At 72.6% G+C, this 15787-nt stretch carries 13 protein-coding genes; 2 read left to right on the top strand and 11 right to left on the bottom strand.

What is annotated here, in order from left to right; translation table 11 throughout:
* Positions 1-31: 31 nt before the first annotated feature.
* Positions 32-961: a ring-cleaving dioxygenase gene (locus ACKUB9_RS07290; protein WP_407519671.1), complete on the bottom strand. Its 930-nt coding sequence runs from the start codon at positions 959-961 to the stop codon at positions 32-34.
* A gap of 120 nt (positions 962-1081) precedes the next feature.
* On the opposite strand from ACKUB9_RS07290, the gene ACKUB9_RS07285 reads away from it, so the two are divergent.
* Positions 1082-2005, top strand: coding sequence for a LysR family transcriptional regulator (locus ACKUB9_RS07285; RefSeq protein WP_407519672.1), 924 nt, complete (start codon positions 1082-1084; stop codon positions 2003-2005).
* On the opposite strand, the gene ACKUB9_RS07280 is transcribed toward ACKUB9_RS07285, so the two are convergent.
* The 4 genes from ACKUB9_RS07280 to ACKUB9_RS07265 form a co-directional block, all read right to left on the bottom strand.
* Entirely contained in the window at positions 1990-2427 is a 438-nt protein-coding gene (locus ACKUB9_RS07280) for a DUF3429 domain-containing protein (protein ID WP_407519673.1), read from the bottom strand. The genes ACKUB9_RS07285 and ACKUB9_RS07280 overlap by 16 nt on opposite strands.
* A complete protein-coding gene (locus ACKUB9_RS07275) occupies positions 2428-3207 on the bottom strand; it encodes a TIGR02186 family protein (protein WP_407519674.1) in 780 nt (259 codons plus the stop codon).
* Positions 3207-4130 carry a sulfite exporter TauE/SafE family protein gene (locus ACKUB9_RS07270; RefSeq protein WP_407519800.1) on the bottom strand — a complete coding sequence of 308 codons (924 nt, stop codon included), beginning with the start codon at positions 4128-4130 and terminating at the stop codon, positions 3207-3209. Before ACKUB9_RS07270 ends, ACKUB9_RS07275 begins: the two co-directional genes overlap by 1 nt.
* Positions 4131-4455: 325 nt before the next feature.
* Positions 4456-5868, bottom strand: a complete 1413-nt coding sequence (locus tag ACKUB9_RS07265; RefSeq protein ID WP_407519675.1) for a Hint domain-containing protein — start codon at positions 5866-5868, stop codon at positions 4456-4458.
* 916 nt (positions 5869-6784) lie between these two features.
* On the opposite strand from ACKUB9_RS07265, the gene ACKUB9_RS07260 reads away from it, so the two are divergent.
* On the top strand, positions 6785-8926 hold the full coding sequence (locus ACKUB9_RS07260) for a mechanosensitive ion channel family protein (RefSeq protein WP_407519676.1): 2142 nt from the start codon (positions 6785-6787) through the stop codon (positions 8924-8926).
* A 158-nt stretch (positions 8927-9084) separates the two neighbouring features.
* On the opposite strand, the gene ACKUB9_RS07255 is transcribed toward ACKUB9_RS07260, so the two are convergent.
* The 6 genes from ACKUB9_RS07255 to ACKUB9_RS07230 all read right to left on the bottom strand — a co-directional run bounded on the left by ACKUB9_RS07255 (position 9085) and on the right by ACKUB9_RS07230 (position 15732).
* The gene (locus ACKUB9_RS07255) at positions 9085-9267 is read right to left on the bottom strand and encodes a DUF3606 domain-containing protein (protein WP_407519677.1); all 183 of its coding nucleotides are present in this window, start codon (positions 9265-9267) and stop codon (positions 9085-9087) included.
* A 184-nt stretch (positions 9268-9451) separates the two neighbouring features.
* Complete coding sequence (locus tag ACKUB9_RS07250) at positions 9452-12631, bottom strand: efflux RND transporter permease subunit (protein WP_407519679.1); 3180 nt, start codon at positions 12629-12631, stop codon at positions 9452-9454.
* A 1-nt stretch (position 12632) separates the two neighbouring features.
* Entirely contained in the window at positions 12633-13703 is a 1071-nt protein-coding gene (locus tag ACKUB9_RS07245; protein WP_407519680.1) for an efflux RND transporter periplasmic adaptor subunit, read from the bottom strand.
* Between the two features lie 127 nt (positions 13704-13830).
* On the bottom strand, positions 13831-14196 hold the full coding sequence (locus ACKUB9_RS07240) for a type II toxin-antitoxin system VapC family toxin (protein ID WP_407519681.1): 366 nt from the start codon (positions 14194-14196) through the stop codon (positions 13831-13833).
* Complete coding sequence (locus ACKUB9_RS07235) at positions 14190-14408, bottom strand: ribbon-helix-helix domain-containing protein (RefSeq protein ID WP_407519682.1); 219 nt, start codon at positions 14406-14408, stop codon at positions 14190-14192. The genes ACKUB9_RS07240 and ACKUB9_RS07235 overlap by 7 nt, the downstream gene beginning before the upstream one ends.
* A gap of 76 nt (positions 14409-14484) precedes the next feature.
* The gene (locus ACKUB9_RS07230) at positions 14485-15732 is read right to left on the bottom strand and encodes an acyl-CoA dehydrogenase (RefSeq protein ID WP_407519683.1); all 1248 of its coding nucleotides are present in this window, start codon (positions 15730-15732) and stop codon (positions 14485-14487) included.
* Positions 15733-15787: the final 55 nt, after the last annotated feature.

The following is a 15787-nucleotide window of genomic DNA, read 5'->3' as shown; positions in this document are numbered from 1 at the left end:
CCCCCCGAGGTCCCGTCCGGCCGGGGCGGGATCAGGCCACCTTCGGCAGCACCCGCTCGATCTCCGCGCGGTGCGGCTCCAGGAAGCCCGGCAGCTTGAGCGCCTCGCCCAGCTGCCCGGCGGGCTCGTCCGCCGCGAAGCCCGGCGCGTCGGTGGCGATCTCGAACAGCACGCCTCCCGGCTCGCGGAAGTACACCGAGCGGAAGTAGTTGCGGTCGCGCTGCTCGGTCGCCTCGATGCCATGCCCCGCGGCGAGGCGCTCCGCCATCGCGGCCTGCACGGCGTCGTCCGCCGCCCGGAAGGCGATGTGGTGCACCGAGCCGCCGCCCGGCCGGCCGCGCAGGAAGTCGCCCACCGCCCGCAGGGTCACGTGGCCGCCGAGCGGCGCCGTGCCGGTGAACCGGGTCAGCACCCCTTCCCGGCCCGCCTGCGTCAGGCCGAGCACGTCGGTGAGGATCGCCGCGGTGGGCTCCGCCTCGCGCAGCAGCAGGGTGACGCCGTGGACGCCGCGGATCGCGTGCTCGGCCGCAATATCGCCGCCCGTCCAGGCCGGCTCGGCCTCGGCCCCCGCCACCCCGACGAGGGCGAGCGCCATCCCGTCCGGGTCGCGGAAGGGCAGCACGGTCTCGCCGAAGACCTGGGCCGGGGCCTCGTGCGGCACGCCGGCTGCGACGAGGCGGTGCGTCCAGTAGCCGATCGATCCGCGCGGCACCCGCAGCGCCGTCTCCTGCGTCTCGCCGATCCCGACGCGGCCCGGCGCGACGTTTTCCCAGGGGAAGAAGGTCAGGATCGTGCCGGGCTGCCCCGCCGCGTCGCCGTAATAGAGGTGGTAGGTGCCCGGATCGTCGAAGTTCACGGTCTTCTTGACGAGGCGCAGGCCCAGCACCCGGGTGTAGAAGTCGAGGTTGCGCCGGGCGGGGCCGGAGATCGCGGTGACGTGGTGAAGGCCGGTGGCGGTCATGGCTGCCTCCTTGGCGGGATCCGTCGCGGGGGGTCCCGCTGTCGAGCCGGAATCTAGGCCTTGCCCTCACCCGCGAGAACGGAAACGATGGAAAGGCATCGTTTCGGAATTTTTTTGACCATGGCGGCACTCCCCGACTTCGAGGCCTGGGCGATCTTCGCCCGAGTGGCGCAGGCCGGCTCCTTCTCCCGCGCGGCGGCGGATCTCGGCCTCTCCACCGCCACGGTCTCGAAGGCGGTGAGCCGGCTCGAAGCGCGCCTCGGCGCGAGCCTGCTCCACCGCACCTCCCGGCGGATCGCGCTCACGGAGGCGGGCCGCGCCGCGCTGGAGGGGGCGGGCCGCATCCTGGCGGCGGGCGAGGCGGCGGAGGCCGACGCGCAGGCCGCCTCGCGCCAGCCCCGCGGGCTGGTGCGGCTCGCCGCCCCGATGTCCTTCGGCCTCGCGCATCTCGGCCCGCGCCTGCCGGCCTTCCTGACCGAGCACCCGGAGGTCGCCATCGACCTGCACCTCTCCGACGCGCTCGTCGACCTCGTGGGCGGCGGGTTCGACCTCGGCCTGCGCATCGCGGCGCTCGCGGATTCTTCGCTGCGGGTGCGCCGGCTCTGCGCGGTGCGCCGCTCGCTCGTCGCCGCCCCGGCCTATCTCGACCGGCACGGCCGTCCGGCCCACCCGCACGACCTCGCGAACCATGCCTGCCTCGGCTACGCCTACCTGCCGAACCCGGAGCGCTGGCACTTCGCGGACGCGGAAGGCCGCGACGTCGCGGTGACGCCCGCCGGGCGGCTGCGCGCCAACAACGCGGACGCCCTGACGCCGGCCCTGCGCGCCGGGCTCGGCCTCGCGGTGCAGCCCGACTTCCTGATCTGGGAAGACCTCGCGGCCGGGCGGCTCGTGCGGGTGATGCCGGACTGGGCGCCGCCGCCGATCGCCCTCAACCTCGTGATGCCGCCCGGCACCCTGCGGCCGGCCCGGGTCTCGGCCCTGATCGGCTTCCTCGAGCGGCAGTTCGCGGGGGCGCCCTGGGCCGATCAGGCCCCGAGATAGCCGGCGGCCAGCAGCGCGAGGCCGGCGCCCCCCGAGAGGGCGAGGCGCAGGCGCCCGAGCCAGCGGGGCGCGAGGCCGCGGCGCGGCAGGTCTTGGTCCACGGCGCCCCAGGCCAGCACCAGGGCGCCGAGCAGCCGCAGGTCCCACGGGGCGGGCGCGGCGAGCGCCGCCCAGGCGAGGAGCGAGGGCAAGATGGCGATGAGGTAATCGGCGTTCCGCCCGCCCCGCGCGGCGAGGCCCCAGCGGATGCCGCCCAGGAAGGAGGCGATGATCGCCGCGTAGGCCGCCAGCGCCGGCCGCACCGGCAGCCCGAACAGGTCGGCCCGGCCGAGGATCACGAGCAGGCTCAGGCCCGCGAAGGGGATCAGGCCCGCGGCACCGAGGACGAGGGCGCCGGCCGGGGCGGGGGCATCGCGGTCCATTCAATCCCTCCTGAAGATCACGCTGGCGAGCCAGCCCGAGAGCAGCGCCAGCACGCCCGTGGCGATCCCGTAGAACAGCGACCAGTCGTGGGCGAAGCTCGCCATCTGCTGCTCGAACCCGGCCTTGACGAGGTCGAAGCGGGCATTCTCGCGCGCCAGGGGCACACCGCCCGCGAGCAGCGTCACCTCGACGTCGTAGGCGCCCACCGGCGCGGTGGCGGGCAGAGCCGCGCCGGTGCGGAAGACCGCCGGCGACAGGAAGCGCACGCCCGTCTCGTTCTCGACGAAGAGCCGCTCGGCCCGGCGCAGGCGCAGGAGCGCCTCGCGAAACGGATCCTCCGCCCCGCCGCGCCCGAGCGTCAGCCCCGGCCCGGCCACGATGGCGCCGAGCCCCAGGCGCAGCCGCGCCCGCGTCTCCGGGTCGGCGATCTCGGCGAGCGGCCGTGAGGCGAGCACCGCGAGGAAGCTCGGGACGTCGGCGAACTTTTGCTGGTCGCGGTTGACGTAGAGCGGCCCCAGCGCCTGCTTCTCGCGCACGGTGAGCGACTGGCGCGGCCCGCGGATCGTCACCACCACGTCGTAGGCGCCCGCGCGCGCCGCCGCCTGCGTGTCCCGTTCGATGGCGCCGAACACCGCCACCGAGGAACCCGTGTAGGTCGAGGTGACGGCGAGCCGGCTGAACGACAGGCTGACCACCAGCGTCTCGGCCCGCGCGGCGCCCGCCGCCAGAAGGCCCAGAAGGCTCAAGACTCCCGCGAGACCGGGGAGGCTCGCGCGCATCACCGCCCCTCCGCGACGACGATCGAGAACGGCTCGGCCGGGCGCAGGGTCAGTTCCAGCACGAAGCGCAGGTCGACGGCGAGCACCAGCACCGCCAGGAGGAGCCGGAAGGTGTCGGCGCGCAGGTTGCGCCCGGCCCGGGCGCCGAACTGCGCGCCAAAGACGCCCCCGGCGATCAGGATCACCGCGAGCACGATGTCGACCGCCTGGTTCTGCACCGCGTGCAGCACCAGGGCGACGAGGGTGGTCCAGAGGATCTGGAACTGCGAGGTGCCCACCACCACCCCGGTCGGCACCCGCAGGAGGTAGAGGAGCGCCGGCACCATGATGAAGCCGCCGCCGATGCCCAGCACCGCGCCCGCGAAGCCCACGAACAGGGCGAGCCCGAGGATCGGGATCACGCTGGCATAGAGGCGCGAGCGCGGAAAGCGCATCCGCAGCGGCCACGCCATGTAGGGCGGGTGATCGCGCCCCAGCCGTACCGGCGCCGCCCGGCCGCCCCGCCGCGCCCAGAGGCCGCGCAGCACCTCGATCAGCATCAGCCCGCCGACGACCGTGAACAGGGTCACGTAGGCGAGCGTGATGAAGAGGTCGAGCTGGCCCGCCCGGCGCAAGGCGGCGAAGAACCAGACCCCGAGGGCCGAGCCCACGAGGCCGCCGCCCACCAGCACCAGTCCGAGCCGGAGATCGATCGCCCGCCGCCGCAGGGCCGCGAGCACGCTGGTGGTGGAGGAGGCGACGATGGGCGCGCCCTGCGTCGCCACCGCGACCGCGGGGGGAATCCCCATCACGATCAGCACCGGCGTCATCAGGAAGCCGCCGCCGATGCCGAAGACCCCGGAGATGAAGCCCACCGCCGCCCCGAGCCCGAGGAGCATCAGCACGCTCACCGGCATCTCGGCGATCGGAAGATAGAACTGCACCGCCAGGACCACCCGGTTGCCGCTGCGCCTCATCTAGGCCGGTCGGCGCGGCTCCGCCACTCCGTCTCCCGGAACCTGGCTCTTGGTGGAGGGCTGGCGGCGCCTTCTTGTCCGGCGAGGCAGGTCCCGGCTCGTCGCGGACACCATCGAAGGAATCGGAACCTTGGCGCAGAACCTGCGCGGAGGGGAACGGGTGCCGCGCTCCTCGTGGCGGTGCTCGCCGCCACGACCGTCCCGGCTCACCGACGGGCGGCGGTGCGCGATCGCGGAGCCGGGAAGGGGCGCTGGCCCCGGGCCGTGCGGCACGCGCCCGGGGCCGTCAGGGTCAGGCGGCCGAGCGAGCGGCGTGCAGGTGCGGCGCCGTACCGGCCTGCTCCGGCACGCCGGCGGCCGCAGGGGCGACCCAGCGTGCCAGTTCGCTCGCCAGACACGCCACGTGGACCACCACGGGTCCGCCGCGATCCTCCCAGAGCGAGGCCGGCAGATGCGCCCGCCCGTCCGTCCAGCGATGCACGCCGCCCTCGTGTTCGAGGCGGTGGAAGCCGGTGGCGAGGCGCGGATCGTCCAGGGGAATCTCCCGCTGGCCGGCCGAGCCATCCTCGATGCCGAGCGCCTGGACGGACACGCCGAGGCGGCGCGTGTCGCCATTCACGCCCATCTCGGCCGGGATGCTCGTGTCCGACACCAGCCAGACGTCACGGGCATCGGCCGGCAGCGCGAAATGCGCGACGGTGCCCGTCGTGGTCGGCCGGACCACCCGCCCGTCCGCCACGAGGTGCAGGCCGGCGAGCGGAGCGGTGTCGAGGGTCCAGCCGAGCTGAAGAGCGCGGCTGCGCAGGCGACCGTGCACGGCCGTGACGACCGCCTCCTCGGCGAGCGGGTGGCAGTAATCGGCGAGCGAGCCGGTCCGGGCCGGATCGACCTCGCCCTGCCCCGTCGCGAAGAAGCTGCGGTTGCCGCAGTCGATGTAGCTCTCGGCGGGCAGGCCGCCGGCCAGCAGGACGTCGTGACGATCGAGTTCGACGTGCCAGTACGTGACGGTGTCGACCTCGACCTGCGCGATCGTGGCGCCGTTGACGAGGTGGGAGACCGGGATCAGCACCGCGCCGAGCACGTCGACGCAGATGGCGTGACCGGGCGACACGAAGACGTCGCGGGCCGGCCGGCCCTCGCCGAACGCGCCCGCGGCGATGCGGACGGGCATGACCGACCCGGGCCGGGGATGACGACGGCAGGCGAGCGTGCGGTGTCCGATCCAGACGATCGGACGCCGGTGACCGGAGGCCGTGACCGCCTGGTCACCGACGCGCAGATCCTCCACCACGACGTCCACCTCGGCCCCGTCGCGCACCACGCGGATGGGGGTGCCGGTGACGAAGCACACCGGAGTGTAATCGCCCGGCGTGTTGTTGCTGTCGAAGGTGACGCGCTGCCGCGGCGCGAGCTGGGAATTGGAGAAGACGAAGCGGGTCTGGGGATTGGTCGTGCTGTCGGAAAATTGAATCAGCCCCGACGAATCGTACTGAGTTGCATAGAGCGTCGTCGTCGAGGAGGCCGAGGCTCCCGGAAGGATGCCCGTGGCTTGCACGGGATCGCCGATCGCGTTGATCGTTCCGGTCAGAGAGATGTTCGCGGTCGAGATGTCGTCCAGGCCGAAGGTGGCAGAGGGTGCGCCGTCGTCGGAAGCCGCGAAACCAGCCGCATAGACCGTGTTGTTGAAGACGATTGGCAAGGCCATTCTCTATTCCCCCCTTGGTTATCGTTCAGTCATGCTCATGGCGAGCGACATGGATGCATTATTGCACAACGGCATCAAGACGACTTCTCTCTCCGTCATCATGCAACAGAAGCCTGACATGACGAAGTCCATCCGGTCACACCGAAGACTGCATCGGCAGCCTGTTCGCCCAGGAACAGGGCTTCGGCGACACCATCAAGCAAGATACAGAATCGCGAGGATGTCGGAACGAAAGCAACGCAGCAAAGCGTCACCAGCATCTTCCAGCTGACGAGTTACTCCGGCCCGATCGGATCGGAGCCGTATCTTCGAGATACCTGTGCTGCAGCTTGGTCGCAATCGCTTCCGGACGCGGACGAATGAAAATCTGTGGCGCCATCAACCAAGACTCGATGTGATGCAAGCCGGCAACAGACGATCGGGATTGCTTGGAAGATCTTTTGCCAGATGTTCCTGTTTCACTCCGTCATCGCATCAGCGTCAGGGGAAGCGCGCCGGGGCGCTGTACTGCGATCCTCGAGCCGTCGGCAGGCCCGGCCATGGTCTGCGGATCGGCAGGAGGATGCCTGAGCGTTGCCCACCGGGAACACGGTCGCGAAGACCGGTTCCCGGGCGGGAGGTGCCGCTCACCACGGGAGCCGCCCCCGATCGCGCTGCCATGGGCTGCGGCCCTCGGTCCTTGTTCTGCGCGCTCACTGGTGCCGAACCGGTGTCCATGTCGGCCGGGAGCGTTGCGGGGGCGTCGGATGCGATCACGTGGCATGGGGCTCTTGGTGGAGATCTCGGTTCGCGAGGGAAGGGCACACCGGATCGATCGCGACCTGATGCGCTCTCGGCGCCACCCGCGCGTTGCCGCCCGGCCGGAATGTCGTATCCTGTGCGCTCACGCTGCGCGGCAGCACGGATCGGCACCAGCATGTCCGGGTCGTTCGCCTCCCGCGCCGCCCTCGTCCTGGCGCTCTCCTGCGGCGTCTGCGCCCCGGCGGGCGCGCAGCCCGCCCCCTCCCCCGAGGATCTGCGCACCCTCTCCGACCTCCTCGACCGGCCCGGACTGCGGGCGTGGCTGGAGCGCCAGGGGACCCGCGCGGCGGAGGTCCCCTCCGCGGCGGAGGTCCCCTCCGCGCCGGCCCCCTCCGGGCCGCCGGAGGCGATGATGGGCCGCCACCTCGACGCGGCGCGCGGCTCCCTGCGCGACCTCGCGGCGGGGATCCCCCGCCTGCCGGAGGAGATCGCGGCGATGCGGGGGCGGGTGATGGCGGAGGCCGGCGCCCGCGGCTTTCCGGCCGCGCTCGTCCTCGTCCTCGCCTTCGCGGGGCTGGGCTTTGCCGCCCAGGCGGTCTTCCGGCGTCTTTCGGGCGACCTGCGCCTGCGGATGGCGGCGCTGCCCGTCGCGACGGTGGAGGAGCGCCTCGCCGCGACCGGCTGGCGGGCGCTCGACGGCCTCGGTCTCGTGGCGGCCTTCGCGGCCGGCAGCCTCGGCGTCGTCCTGGCCTTCACCTGGCCGCCCCTCCTCCAAGAGGTGCTGCTGTCCTACCTCCTGGTCTTCCTCACGGTGCGGCTCACGCTGGTCGGCGGTGGTGTCGTGTTGGCGCCGGAGGCCGGGCGCTTCCGGCTGCTGCCGATGGCGGACACGGCCGCGCGCTACTGGTCCGCATGGTCGGCCGCCATCGTCGGCGCCTTCGCATTCGGCAAGGCGAGTTTCGACCTCGTGCCCGTGCTCGGCGGCAGCCCGACTACGCGCAGCCTCGTGGGCCTGCTGCTCGGTCTCGTCACGCTGGTCCTGGCGCTCGCCGCGCTCTGGAACCGGCCCGCCCGGGACGGCGGTCCGCGCGCCGCGCGCGGGCGGCGCGATGCGGTGGGCTGGCTCGTCTCCGCTTTCCTCGTCGGCCTCTGGCTCACCGCCCTGGCGGGCGCCGCGGCGGCATTCTTCATCGGGATCACGGCCTTCGTGCTCGTGCTCGGCCATCACGGCCTGCGCGGGATCATCGCCCACCTGCTGCGGCCGTCCGCGGAGGGCGGGCCGGAGGTCGGGCTGCGCCCGCTCGCGGTCGTCGCGCTCCAGGGCGGCCTGCGCATCGCGCTCTTCGCCGGGGGCGCGCTGGTGATCGCGCGCATCCTCGGCATCGACCTCACCATGCTGGCGGCGGGCGGAACGCCGGCCGAGCGGGTCGCCCGCGGCGCGCTGGACCTCGTCATCGTGGCGCTGAGCGCGGATTTCGTCTGGCAGGTCGCCAGGACCTGGATCGACCGGCAGCTGAGCGAGGCCGAGGCCGCGTCGGCGGGCGCCACCGAGGCGGAACTGCGCCGCCGCCAGCGCCTGCGCACCCTGCTGCCGGTGCTGCGCAACCTGCTGCTGGCCGGCCTGCTGGCGGTGGCCGGCCTGACCGCGCTCGCGACGCTCGGCGTCGAGGTCGGGCCGCTGCTCGCGGGCGCGGGCGTGGTCGGGATCGCGGTCGGCTTCGGCGCCCAGACGCTCGTCAAGGACATCCTCTCGGGGATGTTCTTCCTCCTCGACGACGCCTTCCGGGTCGGCGAGTACATCGAGAGCGGACGCATCAAGGGGACCGTGGAGGCGTTTTCGCTGCGCTCGATCAAGCTGCGCCACCACCGCGGCGCACTGCACACGGTGCCGTTCGGCGCGCTCTCCACCATCACGAATTATTCGCGCGACTGGGTGATCGACAAGCTGTCGATCGGCGTGCCCTACGAGACCGACCTCGCCCGGGTGAAGCGCATCGTGAAGGAGGTCGGGCGCACGCTGGCGGCCGATCCGGATTTCGCCCCGCACATCCTCGAAACCCTGAAGATGCAGGGCGTCGAGGCCTTCGGCGACTACGCGATCCAGGTGCGGCTGAAGATGATGACTCGGCCGGGCGAGCAGTTCGTGATCCGGCGCCGCGCCTACGCGCTGATCAAGGAGGCGTTCGCCGCCGAGGGCATCCCGTTCGCGGTCCCGACCGTCACGGTCGCCGGAGGCCCCGGCGCGCCGGGCGCGGCGGCGCAGTCGCTGGTCGCGTCGCGCGCGAAGGCGGCGGCCGACGGGGCGGGAGAGGGCTGAGGGTCGGCGGAGACGGTGTCCGCACGGGACGCAAGCGCGGGCAGCGCGGGATCCCTTCTCCCGCACGGGAGAAGGGATCCCGCGCTGCCCGCGCTTGTCCATCGAATGGGCGTTTGAGCGCGATCGTGTGAGCGATGCCGTGGACGCCCGTCCGCTCGTCAGAGCGACACGCCGTGATGGGCGGCCACAGTGGCGGCGCGGCTGCCGACCAATTTCACGGTCTGACGCAGTTGCGTGTCGGAGATGCCGAGCCGCTGACTCCAATGCGCGAGGTCGTTCGGGCAGTAGATATCGATATGGCGGATGTGCCGGCGCACGGACGCGCCCGTACTGGACGTCATGGGGGCTCCTGCAAGGTAAGTGAGCGGCGGATCGTAGTCCGCACGCGAATTCGACAGTGGAACGCGGTGTTCGCATTTTGGTTGCCGGGACCGGCCGGCGGCGCCTGGGGACGAGACCTGCGACATGAACGCCGGCCTGCCGCCGCCGCGCGATCGACCGGGACGGCGGACGTCGGCCGGCGCGTCAGCCGATGCGCGAGAGGGGCGCGTGCGATCCGGGCCCGGCGGAAAAGCCCGCCGGCGGGTCCGGCTCGGAGGGGGGCGCGAACCGTCCGAGCCGCAGGGCGAGCATCGGCAGGATCAGCAGGTTGAGGACCGTCGAGGTGACGAGGCCGCCGAGGATCACGATCGCCATCGGTCCCTCGATCTCGCGGCCGGGCTCGCCGGAGCCCAGCGCCAGCGGCAGCAGGCCGAGGCCGGTGACGAGCGAGGTGGCGAGGATCGGCACCAGGCGGTCGCCCGCGCCCTCCACCGCCGTCGCGAGGTCCCAGCGGCGCCCTTCGACGGCGACGAGGTGCTCGAAGTGCGAGACCATCATGATGGTGTTGCGCACGCTGATGCCGAACAGCGTCACGAAGCCGACCATCGAGCCGAGCGAGAGGACGGCCCCGGTCAGCGCCACGGCGATCACGCCGCCGACGGCCGCGAAGGGCAGGTTCGCCAGCACGAGGAGTAGGTTGCGCCAGTGGCCCGTCACCATGCCGAGCAGCAGCAGGATGCCGGCGCCCGCGAAGCCCGAGGCGACGAGGAGGTCGCGCCGCGAGCGCGCCTGCTCCTCGGCGCTGCCTGAGAAGGTCAGGTAGGTGCCCGGCGGCAGCGCGACCTCGCGGGCGAGCTTGCGGCGGGCCTGCGCCACGAAGGAGTCGACGTCGCGCCCGACCACGTTCGCCGTGACGGTCTGCACCCGCCGCGCGCCCTGGTGCAGCACCTGGAAGCGGCCGGGCGCCTCGTAGATGTCGGCGACCTGCCGCAGCAGCACGGAGGTGCCGCCGCGGGTGCGCAGGGGCAGCTCGCCGAGGCTCGACAGGCGCCCGCGCACCGCCGCGTCGAGGTTGACGATGACGTTGAAGACGGCGTTGCCCTCGTAGGACTGGCCGACGATGTCGCCCTGGTAGGCGGTGCGCACGAGTTCGAGCACCGCGACCGCGTCGAGGCCCCAGTGCCGCAGGTCCGCGGGCCGCAGGGCGACCGTGACCTGCGGCAGGCCCGGCGGCGCCGGCTGCTGGATGTCGGCGGCCCCCCGCACCTCGCCGAGCTCGCGCGCCACGTCCCGCGCCACCCGCTCGATGGCCACGAGATCCTGGCCGAACACCGTGACGACGACGGGCGCGGTGAAGCCCGAGACCGTCTCCTCGATGCGCTCGGTCAGAAAGGTCTTGAGCGAAAAAGCCGCCCCCGAGAAGCCGGCGGCCAGGGCGCGGATGCGGGCCTCCACCGCCTCCTGGCCCTCGCCATCGAGGCCTGGGTCGAGGTCGATATGGACCTCGCTGTAATGGGTGCCGGCGGTATCCTGCCCGGCCTCGGCCCGCCCGACCTGCTGGGCCACCGCCCGCACGCCCGGAATCTCCCGCAGGGCCGCGGTGAGGTGGCCGCCCATGCGCAGGGATTCCTGCAGCGAGGTGCCGGGCGCCGCCACCATGTGCAGGATCAGGTGCCCCTCCTTGAGGTCGGGCAGGAAGGTGCTGCCGAAGGAGGGCAGCAGCGAGCCCGCCGCGACGGTGCCCGCCAGCGTCGCGGCGCCGACGAGGAGCGGCGCCCGCTCGATGCCGCGCAGCAGCCGCTCGTAGGCCCGGCGCGACCAGCGCATCAGCGGCGGCTCGGCCGTCGGCGCGTCGCGCCGGCCGGTGAGCAGCAGCGCGGCAAGGGCGGGCGTCACCGTGAGCGCGACGGCGAGCGAGGCGAGGACCGCCAGGATGTAGGCGAGCGCGAGCGGGCCGAAGAGCCGCCCGGCGACGCCCGCGAGGGTCAGGACCGGCACGAAGACGAGGAGCACCGCGAAGGTCGCGTAGGCGACGGAGGTGCGCACCTCCAGGATCGCGTCGAGCACGACGCGCCGTTCCGAGACGGGTCCGCCGAGGCGCCGGTTCTCGCGCAGGCGCCGCATCACGTTCTCGACCCCGATCACCGCGTCGTCCACCACCTCGCCGATCGCGATGGCGAGCCCGCCGAGCGTCATGGTGTTGAGGGTCTCGCCGAGCGCCATCAGGGCCAGCACGGCGGCGAGCAGCGAGAGCGGGATCGCCACGCAGGAGATGACGCAGGTGCGCCAGTCGGACAGGAACAGGTAGAGCACCACGACGACGAGCGCGCCGCCGAGCGCCAGCGCCTGCAGCACGTTGCCGGTGGCGACCGCGATGAAGTTCGCGGGCCGGAAGAGGTCGGCATGCAGGCGGATGCCGTCGCGCTCCAGCGCCGGGCGCAGCTCGTCCAGCGCCGCCTCGACCCGGCGGGTGGCCTCCAGGGTGTTGGCCCCGTACTGCGCGCCGATCATGAACAGCACGCCGGGCCTGCCGTCGATGAGCGCCGCCCCGATGGGCGGCTCGGGCGCCTCGACCACGGTGGCGACGTCGCCCAGCACCACGCTCGCCCCGCCCTCGTTGACCAGCACCGTGCGGGCGAGCTGCTCGGGCGTCAGGGACTGGCCTTCGGTCTGGAGGGTGACGCGCTGGTTGGGCGTGTCGACGAAGCCCGCCCCGCGCACGCCCGTGGCGCGCCGCGCCGCCGCCAGCACGTCGTTGAGGCCGATGTTGAAGCGGATCAGGTCGCGCGGGCGCACCTGCACCTGCAGCGAGCGCACGTCGCCGCCGTAGAGCGAGACCTGGGCGATGCCCGGCACGGCGAGCAGGCGCAGCCGCACCGTCCAGTCGGCGACCGTGCGCAGCTCCTGCTGCGAGCGCGTCTCGGAGGTGATCCCGGCGAGCAGCACGGTGCTGCTCGACGAGGTGAGCGCCGTCATGGTGGGGGGGGCCACGCCCTGGGGCAGGCGCGCCGCCACGGTGGCGAGCCGCTCGGTGACGAGCTGCCGGTTGCGGAAGACGTCGCTGCCGGCTCGGAAGACCACGGTGATGACGGAGAGGCCCTGGATCGAGGCCGAGCGCAGGCTCTCGACGCCCGGCAGCCCGTTGAGCGCGACCTCCACCTGCAGGGTGACGAGCTGCTCGACCTGCTCGGCGCTGAGGCCCGGCGCCTCGGTCTGCACCACCACGGAGGGCGGCGCGAATTCGGGAAACACGTCGTAGCGCGCCTGGCCCAGCGCAATCAGCCCGTAGGCGAGGAGCCCGAAGGCCAGCGCCAGCACGACCCCGCGGAAGCGGATCGCGAAGCCGACGAGGAGCGCCTGCGAACCGGTCGGGAGCGGGCCCATCTCAGTCGTCGTCGCCCGAGACGCGGATCTGGCTCTTCATCTCCTCGGAGAGCAGCGCCTGGGCACCCCGCTGCACGATCTCGGTCTCCTCCGGCAGGCCCGCCACCACGAAAGTGTCGTCCGCCATCGGCCCGTCGGTCGCCACGGGGTGGCGCGCGTAGGCGTCCGGCCCGACCGCGCGGTAGAACCACGCCCCGCCCTGCCAGTGCACCACCGCGTCCTCCGGCACCGCCGTGCCCCGCACGGTCGCGCCGGAGGGCACGAAGGCGAGCATGCTCATGCCGGGCAGGAAGCCCGCATCCCCCGCCACCGTGTAGAAGAAGCTGAGGCCCTGGATGCGCTGGTCGGTGCGGGTGGCGGGCGAGACGTAGTCGAGGCGCACCCGCTCGCTCTGGGGCGGCACCTCCGCGTAGGCGATCGCCGCGGGCTGGCCGATCCGCTCGCCGGGCGGCAGCGTCACCTGCACGAGGAAGCGCTCCCGCTCGATCAGCCGCGTGACGAGGGGGCTGCGCTCGATGATGGCGCGGCCGATCACCGGCCCCCATTCCTGCTGCGCCGTGGCCGCGAGGGTGCGCAGCTGCGATTCCGCGGCGGCGAGCGCGGCCTCGTCGGTGCGGAAGGTGCCCTCCGTGGTCTCGACCTGCACGGCGGTGGCGTAAACCCCGAGCGCCCGCGCGCGCAGATGCGCGCTCTTCGAGACTTCGAGGCGGGCCTGCGCGGTCTGGAGCTGCGCGCGGGCGCTCGCATAGGCGTTGGTCAGGTCGGTGACGCGGGCGAGGTCCAGCACCGTGCCGTAGGCCTGCCGCTCCTGGCGGTGGGCGCTCGCCCGCAGGGTCACGGTCTCGACGCCGATGCGCCGGCGCTCCTCGGGGCCGAGGCGCACGACCGTGCGGCCGTCCTCCACGGTGGCGCGGCTCGGCATGTGGGCAGATGTCTCGGCGGATTGCTCGGCGGCCGGGGCGGCGGCCCGCAGGTGCCGGGGCAGGAGCCAGCCCCCCGCGCCGGCGAGCCCCAGGACGAGCGCCGCGAGGGCGAGGGCGCGGAAGGAGCGGCGGGGTCGGGTCTCAGTCACGGCGGGCGCCTGAACGCGGGAACGACGGTGCACGATCACCGGTCCCGCGCGCCTCCCCGGAACGCCGTTCGGCCGGCTTGTCCGCGACGCTTACCACGGCGGGTCGGGGGCGGGAATGCCGCTCGCGTCACACGGTGTAGGGCACCCGTATGCCCGGCTCCCTCGCCGGAAAATCCTTGATGTTGCGCGTCACGAGCACTCGGCCATGCACCTGGGCCGTTGCCCAGATGATGGCATCGGGAAGCCTGATGCGCCGGCTCCTGCGCACGGAGACAGCCCGTTCCTGCACCGCGGTGTCGATGCCGATGACCGTGAACGCCCGCAGGAACGATCGCGTGGCCATCTCGTCGTGGACCGTCGAGCCGACCATCACCTCCATCCAGGTGATGACGCTGATCGCGCGATTCGCATTCTCGGTCAGTTCGGCTTGAGCACGCTGATCGCCGACCAAGAAGTCGATCAGGATGTTCGTATCGTAGAGCAGCCTCACCACTCGGCCCGGAGCTTGTCCTGATACGCCAGACCATTGATGGGCCGCTCGCCCCACAGCCGAAAGTATGGGTCCAGATCGGATCGCGGCGCGTTCCGGGCGAGATAATCCGCGATCAGCGCACGCAGCAGCGCCTCGCGGGAAGTCTGCTCGCGCGCCGCGATCTCATCGAGCGATTCGACCTGATCGGGAGGGAGGTCGATGGTGGTCAGCATCGGCACGATCCTGTCCGCATCCGGCCGTGTACCACGATCGTGGCCACGGCCGAACAGTGTCGAGCCGGGTCCGGGCTCAGAAGAACGCCTGCAGCCCGGTCTGCGCCCGGCCGAGGATCAGGGCGTGGACGTCGTGGGTGCCCTCGTAGGTGTTGACCGTCTCGAGGTTCTGGGCGTGGCGCATGACGTGGTACTCGCCCATGATCCCGTTGCCGCCGTGCATGTCGCGGGCGATGCGGGCGATGTCGAGCGCCTTGCCGCAATTGTTGCGCTTCACGATCGAGATCATCTCGGGCGCGATGCGGCCCTCGTCGAACAGGCGCCCGACGCGCAGGGAGGCCTGGAGACCGAGGGCGATCTCGGTCTGCATGTCGGCGAGCTTCTTCTGCACGAGCTGGGTCTGCGCCAGCGGCCGGCCGAACTGCGTCCGGTCGAGGGTGTACTGGCGGGCGCGGTGCCAGCAATCCTCCGCCGCCCCCATCGCCCCCCAGGAGATGCCGTAGCGCGCCCGGTTGAGGCAGCCGAACGGCCCCTTCAGCCCCGAGACGTTGGGCAGGAGCGCGCTCTCCGGCACCTCGACGCCGTCCATCACGATCTCGCCCGTCACGGAGGCGCGCAGCGACAGCTTGCCCTTGATCTTGGGGGCCGAGAGCCCCTTCATCCCCTTCTCCAGGACGAAGCCGCGGATCTGGTTGTCGTGCGCGGGCGACTTCGCCCAGACCACGAAGACGTCGGCGATCGGGGCGTTCGAGATCCAGGTCTTGGCGCCCGAGATGCGGTAGCCGCCGTCGATCTTGTCGGCGCGGGTCTTCATGCCGGCCGGATCCGAGCCCGCGTCGGGCTCGGTGAGGCCGAAGCAGCCGACGAACTCGCCCGAGGCGAGCTTGGGCAGGTAGGCCTTGCGCTGCGCCTCGTCGCCGTAGGCGTAGATCGGGTACATCACGAGCGACGATTGCACGCTCATCATCGAGCGGTAGCCGGAATCCACCCGCTCCACCTCGCGGGCGACGAGGCCGTAGGCGACGTAGGACGCGCCCGCGCAGCCGTACTCCTCCGGCAGGGTGACGCCGAGCAGCCCGAGTTCGCCCATGGCGTTGAACAGGGCGCGGTCGGTCTTCTCCTCCGCGTAGGCCTCGACGATGCCGGGCAGGAGCCGCTCCTGCGCGAAGTCCCGCGCGGTGTCGCGGATCAGCCGCTCCTCGTCGGAGAGCTGATCCTCCAGCAGGAACGGGTCGTCCCACCGGAACGCGCCGCGGCTGCCCTCGCGGGGCTTGGCTTCGCTGAGGTTGGTCTGGGTCACGACGGCGGCGGATGCGGCGTTCATGCGTCCTCTCCTCGGGGGCGGCTCTCTGGTTCTGCCGCCCGGTGTAGCGCGGTCC

It is taken from the genome of Methylobacterium oryzisoli (assembly GCF_046557895.1).
Classification (GTDB): domain Bacteria; phylum Pseudomonadota; class Alphaproteobacteria; order Rhizobiales; family Beijerinckiaceae; genus Methylobacterium; species Methylobacterium oryzisoli.
This window is presented reverse-complemented; position numbering and strand designations above follow the sequence as displayed.